This is a genomic window from Paenibacillus sp. FSL L8-0435, from assembly GCF_037965655.1.
Classification (GTDB): domain Bacteria; phylum Bacillota; class Bacilli; order Paenibacillales; family Paenibacillaceae; genus Paenibacillus.
In genome coordinates, this window is sequence record NZ_CP150185.1 from 2,150,200 (window position 1) to 2,165,254 (window position 15,055).

General features: G+C 46.9%; 13 protein-coding genes. 10 read left to right on the forward strand and 3 right to left on the reverse strand.

Going from position 1 to position 15,055, the window contains the following annotated elements:
• Window positions 1-75 precede the first annotated feature (75 nt).
• Window positions 76-1,287, reverse strand: a complete 1,212-nt coding sequence (locus tag NST33_RS09850; RefSeq protein WP_221823316.1) for an asparaginase — start codon at window positions 1,285-1,287, stop codon at window positions 76-78.
• A gap of 486 nt (window positions 1,288-1,773) precedes the next feature.
• Here NST33_RS09850 and NST33_RS09855 point away from each other — a divergent pair, with 486 nt between their 5' ends.
• Entirely contained in the window at window positions 1,774-2,976 is a 1,203-nt protein-coding gene (locus NST33_RS09855) for a cytochrome P450 (RefSeq protein ID WP_237176079.1), read from the forward strand.
• 106 nt (window positions 2,977-3,082) lie between these two features.
• Here NST33_RS09855 and NST33_RS09860 read toward each other — a convergent pair whose 3' ends face one another.
• Window positions 3,083-4,294 (reverse strand): MFS transporter, encoded by a 1,212-nt coding sequence (locus NST33_RS09860; RefSeq protein WP_221823320.1) that lies wholly within the window; start codon window positions 4,292-4,294, stop codon window positions 3,083-3,085.
• Between the two features lie 204 nt (window positions 4,295-4,498).
• Here NST33_RS09860 and hemE point away from each other — a divergent pair, with 204 nt between their 5' ends.
• The 6 genes from hemE (at window position 4,499) to NST33_RS09890 (ending at window position 10,993) form a co-directional block, all read left to right on the forward strand.
• Window positions 4,499-5,563: a uroporphyrinogen decarboxylase gene (hemE, locus tag NST33_RS09865; RefSeq protein ID WP_074094433.1), complete on the forward strand. Its 1,065-nt coding sequence runs from the start codon at window positions 4,499-4,501 to the stop codon at window positions 5,561-5,563.
• Window positions 5,556-6,506 carry a ferrochelatase gene (gene hemH / locus NST33_RS09870; protein ID WP_339307767.1) on the forward strand — a complete coding sequence of 317 codons (951 nt, stop codon included), beginning with the start codon at window positions 5,556-5,558 and terminating at the stop codon, window positions 6,504-6,506. Before hemE ends, hemH begins: the two co-directional genes overlap by 8 nt.
• On the forward strand, window positions 6,506-7,930 hold the full coding sequence (hemY, locus tag NST33_RS09875) for a protoporphyrinogen oxidase (RefSeq protein WP_221823326.1): 1,425 nt from the start codon (window positions 6,506-6,508) through the stop codon (window positions 7,928-7,930). Before hemH ends, hemY begins: the two co-directional genes overlap by 1 nt.
• Window positions 7,931-8,115: 185 nt before the next feature.
• A complete protein-coding gene (locus NST33_RS09880; protein ID WP_221823328.1) occupies window positions 8,116-9,537 on the forward strand; it encodes a CapA family protein in 1,422 nt (473 codons plus the stop codon).
• Between the two features lie 24 nt (window positions 9,538-9,561).
• Window positions 9,562-10,314 (forward strand): glycerophosphodiester phosphodiesterase family protein, encoded by a 753-nt coding sequence (locus tag NST33_RS09885; protein ID WP_221823330.1) that lies wholly within the window; start codon window positions 9,562-9,564, stop codon window positions 10,312-10,314.
• A 46-nt stretch (window positions 10,315-10,360) separates the two neighbouring features.
• Window positions 10,361-10,993, forward strand: a complete 633-nt coding sequence (locus tag NST33_RS09890; protein ID WP_221823332.1) for a fumarylacetoacetate hydrolase family protein — start codon at window positions 10,361-10,363, stop codon at window positions 10,991-10,993.
• Between the two features lie 127 nt (window positions 10,994-11,120).
• Here NST33_RS09890 and NST33_RS09895 read toward each other — a convergent pair whose 3' ends face one another.
• Window positions 11,121-11,528 carry a hypothetical protein gene (locus NST33_RS09895; protein ID WP_221823334.1) on the reverse strand — a complete coding sequence of 136 codons (408 nt, stop codon included), beginning with the start codon at window positions 11,526-11,528 and terminating at the stop codon, window positions 11,121-11,123.
• A gap of 389 nt (window positions 11,529-11,917) precedes the next feature.
• On the opposite strand from NST33_RS09895, the gene NST33_RS09900 reads away from it, so the two are divergent.
• Genes NST33_RS09900 through NST33_RS09910 form a run of 3 tightly spaced genes read left to right on the forward strand, consistent with a single transcriptional unit; the run spans window position 11,918 to window position 15,051 of the window.
• Window positions 11,918-12,475 (forward strand): MarR family transcriptional regulator, encoded by a 558-nt coding sequence (locus tag NST33_RS09900; RefSeq protein ID WP_221823336.1) that lies wholly within the window; start codon window positions 11,918-11,920, stop codon window positions 12,473-12,475.
• Between the two features lie 59 nt (window positions 12,476-12,534).
• Window positions 12,535-13,983 (forward strand): aryl-sulfate sulfotransferase, encoded by a 1,449-nt coding sequence (locus NST33_RS09905; RefSeq protein ID WP_221823338.1) that lies wholly within the window; start codon window positions 12,535-12,537, stop codon window positions 13,981-13,983.
• 39 nt (window positions 13,984-14,022) lie between these two features.
• Window positions 14,023-15,051: an ABC transporter substrate-binding protein gene (locus NST33_RS09910; RefSeq protein ID WP_313771488.1), complete on the forward strand. Its 1,029-nt coding sequence runs from the start codon at window positions 14,023-14,025 to the stop codon at window positions 15,049-15,051.
• The last annotated feature ends 4 nt before the right edge of the window (window positions 15,052-15,055 follow it).

The following is a 15,055-nucleotide window of genomic DNA, read 5'->3' on the forward strand; positions in this document are numbered from 1 at the left end:
GACAACATTTTGAATGACAGAAAATGTGTCGTCTCTTTCTTTGTGTTTACAGATATATCGTTGTAGTAGTTCTATTTAGACTTCAGGTGTTCCGTACGTTTCAAACCATTTTTTGATGGTGTCAAAATCATCACTGAAGGACAAGCCCAGCATCAATAACACACGAGCTTGTTGTGGACTGAGGTTGTCACCTGCAATGATACCTTTGCCGCCGCCGTACACACTTCCTGAACCCGTCCGAGTGGTGGTCACAAAGATGACACCTTCTTCAATGGCTTTGGTACGAGCTTGTCCCATAGCTCTGGAGATACCGCCAGCTCCGGTACCGGAAGTCACGATTCCTTTGGCACCGCTGCTCACGAATCCTTCAATGGCTCCGCCGCCAGCTTCTTGATATGAGATCGCAATTTCCACTTTGGCCAGATCTGCCTTTGTGATTTTACTTAGATCAAATACAGGCTTTGCTGTGCCTTCAGGTTTCAAGGCACGTGCAGGAGCACGGTAGATTCGAATGTTCTCTTCATCTATATATCCTACAGCGCCGAGCATCGGTGTTTCAAACGTATCTGTCCGATAATCATTTGTCTTGGTTACACCACGAGCAAGTTGGATTGTGTCATTCAACATGAGCACTGTGCCGAATGAAGTGGTACGACCACTGCCTGCAAGTTTGATTGCGTTGTACAGATTGGCTTGAGCGTCAGAACCGATGACGGTCCATGGACGCATGGAGCCTGTGATCACGACAGGTTTGTCACTCTGAACAGTCATATCGAGGAAATAAGCGATTTCTTCCATAGTATCTGTACCCGTGGTAACGACAACACTGTCATACGTTGCCAGAGCTTTGTCTACCGTCTGCGACAAGTCATAGAGGTCGCTCATGCTATAGGAACCTGAACCTGAGTTTCCGAATTGGAGTGTGCTAACATCAGCAATCTTCTGTTTATCCGGTAAGGCGTCTACCATCTCTCCAATCGGAAGTGTACCTGCCTTGTAATTCTGGAAGCTGGTGGCATCCTCGGATTGACCGGCAATCGTTCCGCCAGTTCCGATTACCAATACATTAGGAAGTGCAGATTGCTTGGAAGAGTCTGGTATTGCGGGAATGGAAGTATTGCGAGCTGGGGTAGTAGTTCCTGTCTGAACAGCACCTGTTGTGCCTTTCACCTCTACCGTAGCTGCGTGCGCAGCGTAGGTTCCAATGGGGGACAACGAGATGGTTAGTGCTGTTAAAGCTGCGGTACTCCATACGGCCCAGGGACGAAGATTGGATGTTTTTCTCATGAATAGCACTCTCCTTCAAGTAAGTGTGATGTTAAGTTTGTTAAGAAGAATATGTATACCATTTCAAATTGATTGTATTTCATGTTAAATAATATGACAAACATAGATAATGGTAGAGTAATCGGTTACATTCATAGATAATGAGAGTAAAATGATTGTTTATAAGGAATTATGAAAGATTATTCATATTGATAGAGATAGAAAAGAAGTGGTTTTAGCAGTTTTGAAGGAAAATAAGCCCTTATAATGTTAGTTAACATTACATAATGAGTCTTTTGTACTGATAAAATGAAGCATTTTAATAAAAGAATGTCGAATTGGGACTCATATCAGAAGTAAGTAACAGAATAAGAGGATGATAGTAACGCATATTAGGTAATGGGGATCAATTACGGTCTAAAGAGTGGTTTCGTTATAGAGTTATGTTTATAATAGGGGTGATCAACATATGTAAATAAATATATAATAATGATTGGAGGAGAAACGATGAAACAGGCACCGAGAAAGTATGCAAATTACATTCCGATTCGGGAACTGGAGACTTTGGAAGAGAGGTTATCTCCCTTCAAGGTGTATGCAGAACTTCGTGATAACACTCCAGTCCGATATGATGAGCATCGAGAATGTTGGGATGTTTTCGGGTATGAAGATGTGAAGTACGTTTTGAAAAATCCGAAACTGTTCTCTTCTGCACGTGATCGCGCCAATACGAGCATGTTGACGACAGACCCTCCCAAACACAAACAGCTGCGTGATCTGGTGAACCAGGCGTTTACACCCAAGGCAATTGAAGCATTGGCTCCGCGTATTCAGGAAATCACAGATGAGTTAATTGCTCCACACCTGTCAGAAGGACATATGGAACTTATTGATGACCTTGCAACACCATTGCCCGTCATTGTCATTGCGGAATTGATCGGAGTCCCTGCGGCGGATCGTCAAAAGTTCAAAGACTGGTCTGATGTGTTGGTGAAAGGTGCACGTGACGATAGTGAGCAGGCCTTCCAGGAGTTATTGGAGGAGAAAAAAAGAAATATGCAGGAGTTGCATATCTATTTCACTGGCATTATGGAAGAACGTCGGTTGCAGCCAAAGGATGATCTGATCTCATTACTGCTTGCTGCGGAGATTGATGGTCAGCAATTGACTTCAGATGAAGTGGTGGGCTTCTGTATTCTCTTACTTGCTGCCGGTAATGAAACAACAACCAACCTGATTACCAATGCGGTTCGTATTCTGTCTGAACAACCCGAGCTACAACAGGAGTTGCGCGAACATCCAGAACGGATTACTTCTGCGATTGAAGAGACGCTGAGATATTATCCGCCAATTGTCGCGATTGGGCGGGTAGCCAAGGAAACTGTAGAGTTGAATGGCCAGATGATTCAAGCTGGGGAGCAGGTGATTTCCTGGGTTGGAGCAGCCAATCGGGACAGTGCCCAATTTGAAAACCCGGAAGATTTCATCTCTGATCGCAAGCCGAACAGGCATATGGGCTTTGGTTTTGGCATTCATTTTTGTTTGGGTGCACCACTCGCTCGATTGGAGGCAAGGGTAGTCCTTCATACATTGCTTCAGCACATGGGAAACATTCAGCTTGTGCCGGGAACGGCTCTGCAACCGATACAAAGTGCTTTTGTATTTGGTGTGAAACATTATCCGATACAATTCAATCTAATAAATAAATGATGAATGGCGCATGAATGACAAAAGCCGCTCTCAGGCCAATTAGGCGCTGGAAGCGGCTTTTTCAAATGAAAAAGTAAGATGTACTCATTAAGAAATGGATAGGGAATCAGGATTCCCGAATAGAAGGAGGTTTGTTATACAATTTGAATCGGACCCAAACCATATTAAGCAGCAGCAGTCCACCAGATACGATAAACAGACCTTCGATCCCGATGAATCCTGCCATAAATCCTCCAATGATCGCTCCAAGCATGTTGCCCAGCGCCAGAGTACTTGTATTAAAACTGAATGCACGGCTGATCATGCTATCGGATGTATAGGAACGGATCAGGGCATTAACGCTCGGAAGCAGGCCACCCATGAACACACCCATCATGAAACGAACAAGAATGAGCTGCCACACAGTCTGAACAAATGCCTGCGGAATAAGCATGAGTCCTGTACCTATGAGGGAGAACGTCAGCACCTTGTGAGGACCAATCCGGTCACTCAGCTTCCCGAGAATCGGAGACATCGCCATATTGGATAGTCCCGTAACTGCACCGACAAGTCCTGCCCAGAAGGCCACATTTACATCCGAAGCATGCAATTTTTGCACATACAGCGGCAAGAGTGACATAGGGCTAATCATCGCAAACTGCAACAGAAACGTCACAGCAAACAGTGCGGGCAGTTGAGGTGACTTGTTCAATTCCTTCAGACCGGACAATACGGATTGTGCCGGCAGTTTGGCTGCTTCTTGACGGTCAAACTTCTCTCTCACCAGGAACATGGCGAGCATGGAAGCAACAAAGATCAGTCCACCTGTAATGTAGAAAATGGGGCGGAAGCCTACCGCATCAGCTAACAAGCCACCAATGAGTGGACCCAGGATTGTGCCGGCAACCTGCCCGGACTGACTGATTCCCATGGCAAAACCCATGCGGTCTTTCGGTGTGGTACCCGATATCAGCGCAACAGCTGCAGGGTTGAAACCGGAGATGGTACCGTTAAGCAAACGCAATAAGAGAAGCTGCCAAGGATTCTGTGCCAGACCCATAAGGGCAATTACGATGGCCATCCCGAATCCCGAACGCAGCAGCATTACTTTTCGGCCATACTTGTCTGATAACTTGCCCCAGAGTGGTTGGAACAAAAATGAGGTGAGGAAATTGGCTGCAAAAATAAATCCCGCCCATATGCCAATTTCATGTTCGCCAACAACGCCCAGATCTCTTGCGAGATAAAGAGACAAAAATGGGGTAATCATGGTCATACCCGAATTGACCAAAAATTGTCCGAACCAAAGCACAATGAGGTTTACTTTCCATGTTTTCAAAGTGCTTTCACTTCCTTTCAAAGATATTTCTGTAATTCTCAAAAAAACACCATTCTTTCATTATAACATAATTGGCATATGAGGGATGGGTGTAAGGAATGTCATAGTATTGTCACGTAGAACGCATCTGCATGTGGTTGTTACGGCTGTTTAAAAAGGGCATAATGGTAATTATGAGTCCAAAAACTATTGGAGGCTTCTTACATGAGCTATAATGATCGACTGATTCGGGCAAGTTTCAAACAACAGGTAGACCGTGTTCCGGTATGGTACATGCGTCAAGCTGGGCGTTACGATCCTGAATATCGCAAAATTAAAGAAAAGTACTCCTTGTTAGAAATCTGCAAACAACCCGAGCTGGCGGCTGAAGTTACACTTATGCCGGTACGCAAACTTGGTGTAGATGCGGCTATTTTGTATTCCGATATTATGAATCCGGTTGCCTCATTGGGCATTGATTTTGACATTGTAAAAAATATTGGTCCAGTTATCGATAATCCTATTCGTTCCGCTGCAGATGTGGATCGGCTGCGTCCTATCGACGTAGAAGGAGATCTGTCACATATTCTGGAAACCATTCGAATTCTGGATAAGGAGCTTGATGTGCCTCTGATTACGTTTGCGGGCGCACCATTCACGATTGCGAGTTATCTGATTGAAGGCCGACCTTCGAAAGGGTATATCCGCACCAAAACGATGATGTACAGCGAGCCTGAGGTGTGGCATAAGCTGATGCAGAAGCTTGGTGATATGGTTATTACATATGTCCGTGCGCATATTGCGAATGGCGGTAAGGCATTCCAGTTGTTTGACAGCTGGGTTGGAGCACTTTCTCCCAAAGACTTCAGAACATATGTGTTGCCTACGATTACCCGTATCTTTACCGAATTATCGGATTTGAATGTACCGAAGATTTATTTCCCTGGTGTTGCATCCGGTGAGTTGTTGCCAGCACTGCATAATCTGCAAGCCGATGTGATTGGACTCGACTGGAGAGTATCCATTTCGGAAGGGCGTCAACGTCTTGGCGGCAAATTTGCAGTACAGGGTAATCTGGACCCATATTTGCTGACTGCCCCGATGGAATTGATTAAAGAGCAAGCCAAAGTGATTATTGACGAAGGAATCAAGGAGCCGGGTTATATTTTCAACCTCGGACACGGATTATTTCCTGAAGCATCGCTAGAGAAGCTCAGAGAACTAACGGCGTATATTCATGAATATTCTGCCGAAGCAATGAAGACTGGGGTGACGGTAACCAATGACTAATACTGTAGGTGTACTGGTGATGTCGTATGGCACACCGGAAAATATGGAGAGTGTTGAAGCGTATTACACACATATCCGCAGAGGACGTCCGCCTGAACCGGAGCAATTGAAGGAACTGACGGACCGTTATGAAGCCATTGTTGGCGGTGTTTTCCCACTTCGTGAGAACACAGACAATCAGGTCAAGGCCCTTCAAGAGACATTAAACCGCGATGAGCGTGGCGCTGATGTGGAATTCCGTTGTTATCAAGGACTGAAGCATGCCTATCCGTTTATTGAGGATGGCGTGGAGCAGATGGCTAAGGATGGAATTCAGACAGCCATTGGTATTGTACTGGCTCCTCATTTTTCCACGATGAGTGTAGGCAGTTATATCAAACGTGCGCGTGAAAAAGCAGAAGAGCTGGGCGTTCATATGTCCTTTATTGAGAGTTATCATCTGCATCCGAAGTTAATTCAGGCGTTGTCCACACGTGTCAGTGCCAAGTTGGATGCGTTCGAAGAAGCTGGAGCAAAACGCGGAGATGTGAAGGTGTTGTTCAGTGCGCACAGTCTGCCGGCACGTATTGTGGAGATAGGTGATCCATACCCGCAACAATTGCTGGAGACTTCGGAAGTGATTGCCTCACGTGTAGGAATAACCAATTGGCAATTTACGTGGCAGAGTGCCGGACGAACAGCTGAGCCTTGGCTTGGACCGGATATTCTGGATACGTTACAGGAGCTTTCTCGTGAACAGGTAGAGGATGTACTTGTGGCACCAATCGGGTTTGTCTCGGATCATCTCGAAGTGCTCTATGATCTCGATATTGAGGCCAAATCGATTGCCAAAGAGATCGACATGCGCCTGATGCGTATTGACTCCCTCAATAGCGATCCTCTATACATGGAGACGTTAAGCGACGTTATTATAAGCCAATGGCAGCAAGGGTCGGATGAGTAATGGGTGATAAGAAACGCCGTGTTGTTGTTGTCGGCGGTGGCCTTACCGGCCTCAGCGCGGCATTTTATATCCGTAAGCATTACCGGGAAGCGGGAGTTGAACCCGTGATTACTTTGGTCGAGAAAAGCTCCTCCATGGGAGGTATGATTGAGACACTGCACCGGGATGGATTTGTGATTGAAAAAGGGCCGGATTCTTTCCTGGCTCGCAAAACAGCAATGATTGATCTTGCCAAAGAATTGGAGATTGATCATGAACTGGTCAGTCAGAATCCGGAGTCGAAGAAAACATATATCATGCAGCGTGGCAAGCTTCATCCTATGCCAGCAGGACTTGTTCTCGGTATTCCGACAGAACTAAGACCATTCTTGAGAAGTGGTCTGGTCTCTCCAGCAGGCAAACTGCGGGCATTGATGGATTTTGTCATCCCGCCACGTCGTACAACAGAGGATGAATCGCTCGGTTATATGATTGAACGTCGTCTTGGAGCAGAAGTGCTGGAGAACTTGACGGAACCACTGCTCGCAGGAATCTATGCAGGTGATATGCGGCGATTGAGCCTCCAGGCTACCTTCCCGCAGTTCGGAGAAGTAGAGCGTGATTACGGCAGCTTGATCCGGGGCATGATGACGGGGCGCAAACCGGCTGAGACGCATACCGGAACAAAACGAAGTGCCTTTCTGAACTTTCGTCAGGGACTTCAGAGCCTTGTTCATGCACTCGTCCATGAGTTGCAGGATGTGGACCAACGTCTGAACACTGCGGTGAAGTCGCTGCAACGCCTTGATGGAGCGGAAACCAGATACCGTGTTGAACTTGGTGATGGCGAAATGCTTGAAGCCGATGATGTAGTGGTTACTGTGCCAACATATGTCGCATCGGAGCTGCTGAAGCCTCACGTCGACACAGCGGCACTGGATGCGATTAACTATGTGTCTGTAGCCAATGTAGTGCTCGCTTTTGAGAAAAAAGAGGTGGAGCATGTATTCGACGGGTCCGGTTTCCTCGTTCCGCGGAAAGAGGGTCGGAATATTACGGCTTGCACGTGGACATCGACGAAATGGCTGCATACGAGCCCGGATGATAAGGTGCTGCTTCGCTGTTATGTTGGTCGCTCCGGTGACGAACAGAACGTAGAGCTTCCGGATGAAGCGCTGACGAATCTCGTTCTCAAGGATCTTAGAGAGACGATGGGTATTGAAGCAGTGCCGATCTTCTCCGAGATTACAAGGCTACGTAAATCCATGCCACAGTATCCGGTGGGACACCTCCAACATATTGCCGTCCTCCGTGAGGAGCTTGGCAGCAAATTACCGGGTGTGTACATTGCAGGTGCAGGTTATGAGGGCGTAGGTTTGCCTGATTGCATCAGACAAGCGAAGGAAATGTCTGTTCAGGCTACACAAGAGCTTGCAGCAGATTAAGTACAGCAAGAGTGCTGTCTCAAACGTAGAATTATCTACTGGAGAGATGGCTTTTTTTATGTGAAGATCTGGAAGCTAACTGAGTTCATACCCTTTCAATCGATACAGTTCCAACGAATGATGGAAATCCAGAATATGCCTGATATAATGGTATGTATGGCTGTGAAGAAGAAGAGGAGTTGCTTATGTATCCCCCAAGATCAGAGCGAAGCGTAAAGAAGAAAAAAGGTAGTAAACGCACCCGCAATACAATCACAATCATCTGGACAGTTAATATTGTATTGATCATTGCAATTGGTCTGGTGGGCATTTTTTATGTCATTGATACACGTCAGCAACAGGCAGACCAGCCGGTGAAACAAGAAATCGTCGATCAGGATCAGCCTTCCATTGGAGACGATGCCAAAGGCGGCGATCAAGTAACTTCTCCAGACTCGGAATCCGATGAGAATTCGGAAGAAGAACACGAAGCTACGGATGAAGAGACAACAGCGGATGCAGATAAGACATCTGGAGTAGCGACACCTGACACTTCAGGCAATACCAATAGTGAGAAAGCAGAATCCGGAACGAAAAAACCTGTAGCAACTTCGACACCATCCAGCACCAAGGGAAATGCAGGTGTGGATCAGGAATCAGGGACGTCGAAACCTTCCAATTCAGCGAAGGATGTCACGATTAACTTTGTTGGTGATATTCAATTCTCGGGCAAAGTTGCTGAGTTGCTGGATAAGAACGGTTATGACTATCCCTTTGCCAAACTCGGCAGATTATTCAAGGATGATGATCTTACCATCGGTAACCTGGAGACACCAATAACTCATGGTGGTACCAGTGCAGCTGATAAAACCTATGTCTACAAATCATCGCCCAAAGCATTGGCGGCAATGGCTTCAGCCGGTTTTGATGCTGTCAATTTGGCTAACAATCATATTTTGGATCAGGGCGTAGAGGGCTTGGTGGATACGTTAACTTATCTCAAGGAATATGGCATAGCTCACACCGGGGCAGGTATGAACAGGGATGAGGCCTATGCACCAGCATATCTGGAACGCAAAGGCATGAAGATTGCATTGCTTGGGTTCTCCCGCGTTGTACCGGAAACGAGTTGGAAGGCTGAAGGCAATCGGGCTGGCGTGGCTGAAGCCTACGATTCCACAGGAGCAGTCAAAGCGATCCAGGAGGCCCGTAAGAAGGCTGATCTGGTGATCGTGGTTGCACACTGGGGAGAGGAACGTGTAAGTACTCCGAATAGTGACCAGACCCGATTGGCTCATGAGTTTGTAGATGCTGGCGCTGATCTGGTCATAGGTGGTCATCCTCATGTGTTGCAAGGGTTGGAGTACTATAAGGGGAAGTGGATTGCATACAGTACGGGAAATTTCATTTTCTCCAGATCAACAACCGAAGAGACTTGGAAAACGGCGGTATTTCAGGCTCGCTGTAGTCAAGATGCAGCTTGCAGCATGAAAGTTATCCCTTATGAGGCTGGGCTTGGTCAGGCCATTCCGATGATCGATGAGGCGAACAAACTGCTGTTGGAACAGATGGCTAAGCTCTCCCCGGGTATTCGATATGATGGGAATGGGGTCGCTTCACCTAATTAAAAACCTTTTTGAGGAGGGAATCGAATGAACAACCTTTGTGTAGCGCACCGTGGATTTTCTTCTATTGCACCAGAGAATACGATGGCTGCATTCCTGATGGCCATGGAGCGGCCTGAAGTTCAGTGGATGGAGCTGGATGTGCAGTTGTCGCGTGATGGTGTGCCAGTGGTTATTCATGATTTTACAGTGGATCGCACGACGAATGGCAAGGGCCTGGTTCGGGAAACCGATTGGGCTGATCTGCAACGTCTGGATGCCGGAGCATGGAAAAATAAGTCTTACAAAGGCGAACGGATTCCGGCGCTAAGTGAATTGTTAGATCGCTCGTGCGGCAGAGTGCGTTTGAACATTGAACTGAAAACGCAGGGAGACATGTACCCGGGTCTGCCTGCGGCTGTTGTACATGAAGTGAGAAAAAGACATATGCAAAATGATGTTGTGATTACTTCATTTGAACCAGCCGCTCTGATCGAAGTGAAGAAACTTGCACCGGAGATCCAGACGGGGCTGATTATCGATGCACGACCAGGCGATCTGTTAACCGCCCTGCGGAAGATGAATTGTACATTCCTCTCGATTGGATACACCAATGTAGATAAATCCTTAATGAACGAGATGCGGAGTGCAGGCATTCGGGTGATGGCTTGGACAGTGGATGACAAGACCATTATGAAGAAACTGGCGGCGGTTGATCCAGAACTCATGTTATGTACGAACCGTCCTGACGTATGGGAGCTGGCATTTCAGGAGACGAGCAGCCGATTTTTCAGACCCTAACTTTCCTATATGCACTAATGAATCCGATAAAGGTGGTAATATACCCATGTTGACTAACATTCGCAATGTATACTGTGTAGGACGCAATTATAAACTTCACGCGGAAGAATTGGGTAACGCGGTTCCGGATGAGCCAATGATCTTTATGAAACCTTCTCATGCAGTCGTGCCCCTGAATGGCGAAACGCTTGAATTGCCTGCTACCAAGGGTGAAGTTCACTATGAAGCTGAATTGGTCGTTCAAATCGGCCGGAATTTTGAGCCAGGTATGGCGGTAGATGAACTGGTGGATGCGTATGGGTTTGGTATTGATTTTACGTTACGTGATGTACAGACCGTGATTAAGAAAAAGGGCCACCCGTGGACGGCGGCCAAAGGGTTCAAAAATTCCGCTCCGGTTACTGCATTTCAGGCATTCCCGGGTGCGGCAGCATTACTGGAAAAAGACTTTACATTGACCAAAAATGGTGAGGAAGTCCAGCGTGGTAACATTCGTAATATGATCTTCAGTTTACAGGATATTGTGGATTATGTAGGTCACCATTACGGCCTGGGGCCGGGCGATGTCATTTTTACAGGAACACCTGAAGGTGTTGGACCAACACAAGCAGGAGATGTGCTCGAACTGGCATGGGACGGCGAATCCTTGGGTGCCTGCAAGATTGGGGCAGCGCAATAAGGATTACACATCAACCTGCTTGAGATGAATAGGTTACAAGAAAGGGGCGTGAATACGCTCCTTTTTGCTTTGTTATCGTGGATATATGTTTATACCTTCATTGTACGGATACGCTAACGCTACTAATTTACGCCAAGCTGTATGCTGTATTTGCGCTCTGTGTGACCAACTCTTCCAGTTCAGCATGTTGTGCAGCATGTTGCTCCGAACTGATACTTCCACTTGCGAGCCGTTCATCCAACTGCTCTTTGAGTTGTCTTACTTGTATAGCAATGACCTCATCCAAATTCCCGTTATTTTCTTCCGTAATTGTCCTCAGTGATTTTCCGTTGTACAGCTCCTGATACAGATCTGCTTCTGAAGGCTGATTCAGAGCGCTGAGCAGCTCGTCGCTGCTTCCCTCACGAGTGTCCAAGTCAACGATGGACCATTTAGCAGTAGGTATGGGAGAGATGGCAGACTGGCCCCAGGCTGTTCCAGCGAAGGACATGGTGACAATCATTGTGCCTATAATAATGACTCTTTTCATATTCATATGGATAATCCTCATTTCTGTAGTTGAGTACGAACTGAATCGTAGCTTGTCGTAAGTGTATTTGTTCATGTTTCGATCTGAGAATAGTGTAAACGGGAAACCTGAAGTGAAACTTAAAACAGGATAAGTAATTTCAACCTAGCGGAGAATGGCTGCAAAAAGAAAAGATCATTAATATAATTCACACTTGACAGGTTGGGTTAGTTGGTTATATGATAATCTCAATTATTTTAATACTCATTAAATGAACAGTGAACTAATTTGAACTGAAAACTGCATTGAGCTGATTGGACCACCAAAGGCTCCCGGGACTACTCCTCTAAGGAATGTCCTCGGGGGCCTTTTTTCGTATCTTTATTGAAGCTTCAAACGAACAAGGAGGTTATGGAATGAGCGATAGAGACTGGGAAGCGTTGGAGCGGACGGATTGGTTATTTCGCAAAATGGTCAGACGATTCGTCAAAGAGCGGGATCGCATCTCTGTAGAAGGTATCAGCCTGCCAGGCATGCTTATCCTGCACAAAATCATTCGTGAGGGAGAACAGCGGCTTGGAGATCTGGCAGAACAGTTGGACTTTACATCGGGTGCCATTACAGCTCTGACCGATAAGTTGGAGAAAAAGGGACTCACCATCCGCAGACGAAAGGAAGACGACCGCCGGACGGTTTTACTGGATATCACATCAAGCGGGCGGGAGATGTATGCGAGAAACAGCAACATCGGTGCCCGATGTATCACGCTTCTGTTTGAGGGTTTTACGAGTGAGGAACTGGAGCAGCAAAGTCAATTCTACGAGCGGGTAGTAGCGAATCTGGAGGGGTTCTCGGACGCGGTGCTGGAATTGGCGGAGAACAACGGGATACAAGAACATGATCGGTCCTCGACAAGTAACCTTGAGCAGAAGCAGCAGGACAGTACCGGGAAGAGTAACTATCTCAGTTATTGAGGTTGGGTCAAAGTAACGACATTTGATATACCACAAACATTCTAGGGGAGAGATGATCAATGGGACACTCAACGATATATCCAACTGGAGCAACGTTATACAATCCGGATAAGGCTTGGGGCGGTTATACCGTTTATCAGGCAGGTGAGGAAGGCGTAGTATTGATCGATATGAATGGAAAGGAGGTCCACCTGTGGAAAGGATTGTTAGGTTTTCCGGCCAAAATATTACCTGGCGGCTACGTGCTGGGCAGCACGGGTCGGAGAGATCCGAAGTTCGGTATTCAGGACAATGTCGATCTGGTGCAAGTGGATTGGGACGGCAACATTGTATGGAAATACAATAGCTACGAACATATTGAAGATCCGGGGTATGAGCCACTATGGTATGCCCGCCAGCATCATGATTATCAGCGTGAGGGTAATCCGGTAGGTTACTATGCACCTGGCCTTGCGCCGAAGGCGAAGAGTGGTAAAACGCTCATCCTGGCACACAAAAATGTGAGTAATCCTCAAATTTCAGATAAGCCATTACTTGATGACGCCATTATCGAAGTGGATTGGGAGGGGAAGGTAATCTGGGAGTGGCTGCCTAACGAGCACTTTGAAGAATTAGGTTTTGATGAAGCTGCTCGAAATGTCCTGTTCCGTGATCCGAATACACGTTCTTTCGGTCATCTGGGCGGTGGCGTCGGTGACTGGTTACATATTAATTCTGCCTCTTATGTCGGACCCAACCGTTTCTATGAAGAAGGAGACGAACGGTTCCACCCCGACAATATTATCTGGGATGCCAGAGAGGCCAATATAATTGCCATTACGGACAGACAGAGTGGAAAGATCGTGTGGAGACTAGGGCCAGACTATGCTTCAACTGAAGCGAAACACATTGGCACAATTATCGGACAGCATCATGCACATATCATTCCCCAAGGTCTACCGGGAGAAGGCAACTTGCTCGTATTCGACAATGGCGGCTGGGCAGGTTACGGCCTCCCAAATCCGGCTTCTCCATTTGGATTGAAACATGCGATTCGGGATCACTCCCGTGTACTGGAGATTAACCCGGTCACCCTGGAGATTGTCTGGCAGTATACCTCGGCAGAAGCAGGTTTCTCGGTTCCGACGGATTCTTATAAATTTTATAGCCCATACATCAGTTCCGCCCAGCGTTTACCTAACGGCAACACCCTGATAACCGAAGGTTCCAATGGCCGATTGTTCGAAGTCACAGCGGAGCATGAGCTGGTCTGGGAGTATGTCTCCCCGTACACGGATGGGCGGAATACCAATATGGTCTATCGCTCATATCGAGTTCCTTATCAGTGGGTTCCACAGTTGGAGAAACCGCAGGAAGTTGCCATCGAAGCCATTGATGTCTCCACCTACAGGGTCCCGGGAGCAGCACCCAAAGGTTCTGCATCCATCGTGAGCGTAGAAACAACTCTTCCATTTGTGGAGGGTGCAGCCTGTGTGGCAACGTCGGATGAAGGCAAGTCGGGCAGTTAAGCGTCAAGAATCATGACTAGATCGAATGGGGTGTATATTGTGAGAAAACCATCCATAATTACAGGCGTATTGATATTATTCCTGGCTACGGCACTCCTATTATCCGGATGCAGTTCAAACGCAGCAGGATCTGGAGCAAAAGACGCTACCGGCAAGAATACCGATAATGTAAAAATTCGAATTGCAGATACAAGTACGAACCCAACGTTCAGGGTAGCCATTGCCAAAGGTTTCTTTGAAAAACGGGGCATTGATGCAGAGAGTATTACGTTTGGCTCACCGGCTGAAGGTGTAAATGCACTATTTATCAAACAGGTAGATATTGCGTACGGGGCGGACTTCCCTGTATTAAATGCTTTGGCTAAAGGGGAATATTCAGTCGTCGCTTCCGCAGGTCAGACTACGGATGAAGCGGCAGCCGCCTGGAAGCTGTATGCAAGAGAGGATATTCAGAGTGGAGCGGATTTGAAGGGCAAGAAAGTGAGTTTCATTCGAGGCACATTTATTCCGTATCTATGGGATGAATATTTGAAAGATCAGGGAGTGGCGCTGAGTGATGTGACGCAAATTGGTCAGGGGGCTTTTGATGAAGCCTACATCGCACTGAAACAGGGAGACCTTGATGCCGCTTGGGTTATAGGTTCCGCGTTAACCGATAAATTCGATGCACTCGAAGGAGTACATCAGCTGACGGATATGTCTCAGACCCCTATACGCCTTGGTATGGGACTGGTATCGAATAATGAATTCATCCAGGCAAACCCTGAAAAGATAAGTGACTTCCTTGCGGCGCTGGATGAAGCATCCACGTATGCTCAAGCGCATCCTGAAGAAGTTGCGGATCTGATGTATCAAGAGACCAAACAGCCTAAAGATGCCACGTTGAAAGACCTTCCGATCAATCCATGGGAAGTTGGATTTACGCAGGCTGCTTATGATAGTTTGGCAGGTCAGAAGCAATATATGGTGGACACCGGAATCATCGAACAGGATTTTGATCTCGACACCAAACTCGACTTGACTTCTCTCCAACAGGCTCTGCCGGAAAAAGTGACATACAGTAAATAATTCT

Coding starts and splice junctions, on each gene's coding strand:
- NST33_RS09900 (WP_221823336.1), top strand. CDS start 11,918: ATGAGCGATAGAGACTGGGAAGCGTTGGAGCGGACGGATTGGTTATTT.
- hemH (WP_339307767.1), top strand. CDS start 5,556: ATGACTAATACTGTAGGTGTACTGGTGATGTCGTATGGCACACCGGAA.
- NST33_RS09880 (WP_221823328.1), top strand. CDS start 8,116: ATGTATCCCCCAAGATCAGAGCGAAGCGTAAAGAAGAAAAAAGGTAGT.
- NST33_RS09855 (WP_237176079.1), top strand. CDS start 1,774: ATGAAACAGGCACCGAGAAAGTATGCAAATTACATTCCGATTCGGGAA.
- NST33_RS09895 (WP_221823334.1), bottom strand. CDS start 11,528: ATGAATATGAAAAGAGTCATTATTATAGGCACAATGATTGTCACCATG.
- NST33_RS09885 (WP_221823330.1), top strand. CDS start 9,562: ATGAACAACCTTTGTGTAGCGCACCGTGGATTTTCTTCTATTGCACCA.
- NST33_RS09890 (WP_221823332.1), top strand. CDS start 10,361: ATGTTGACTAACATTCGCAATGTATACTGTGTAGGACGCAATTATAAA.
- hemE (WP_074094433.1), top strand. CDS start 4,499: ATGAGCTATAATGATCGACTGATTCGGGCAAGTTTCAAACAACAGGTA.
- NST33_RS09850 (WP_221823316.1), bottom strand. CDS start 1,287: ATGAGAAAAACATCCAATCTTCGTCCCTGGGCCGTATGGAGTACCGCA.
- NST33_RS09905 (WP_221823338.1), top strand. CDS start 12,535: ATGGGACACTCAACGATATATCCAACTGGAGCAACGTTATACAATCCG.
- hemY (WP_221823326.1), top strand. CDS start 6,506: ATGGGTGATAAGAAACGCCGTGTTGTTGTTGTCGGCGGTGGCCTTACC.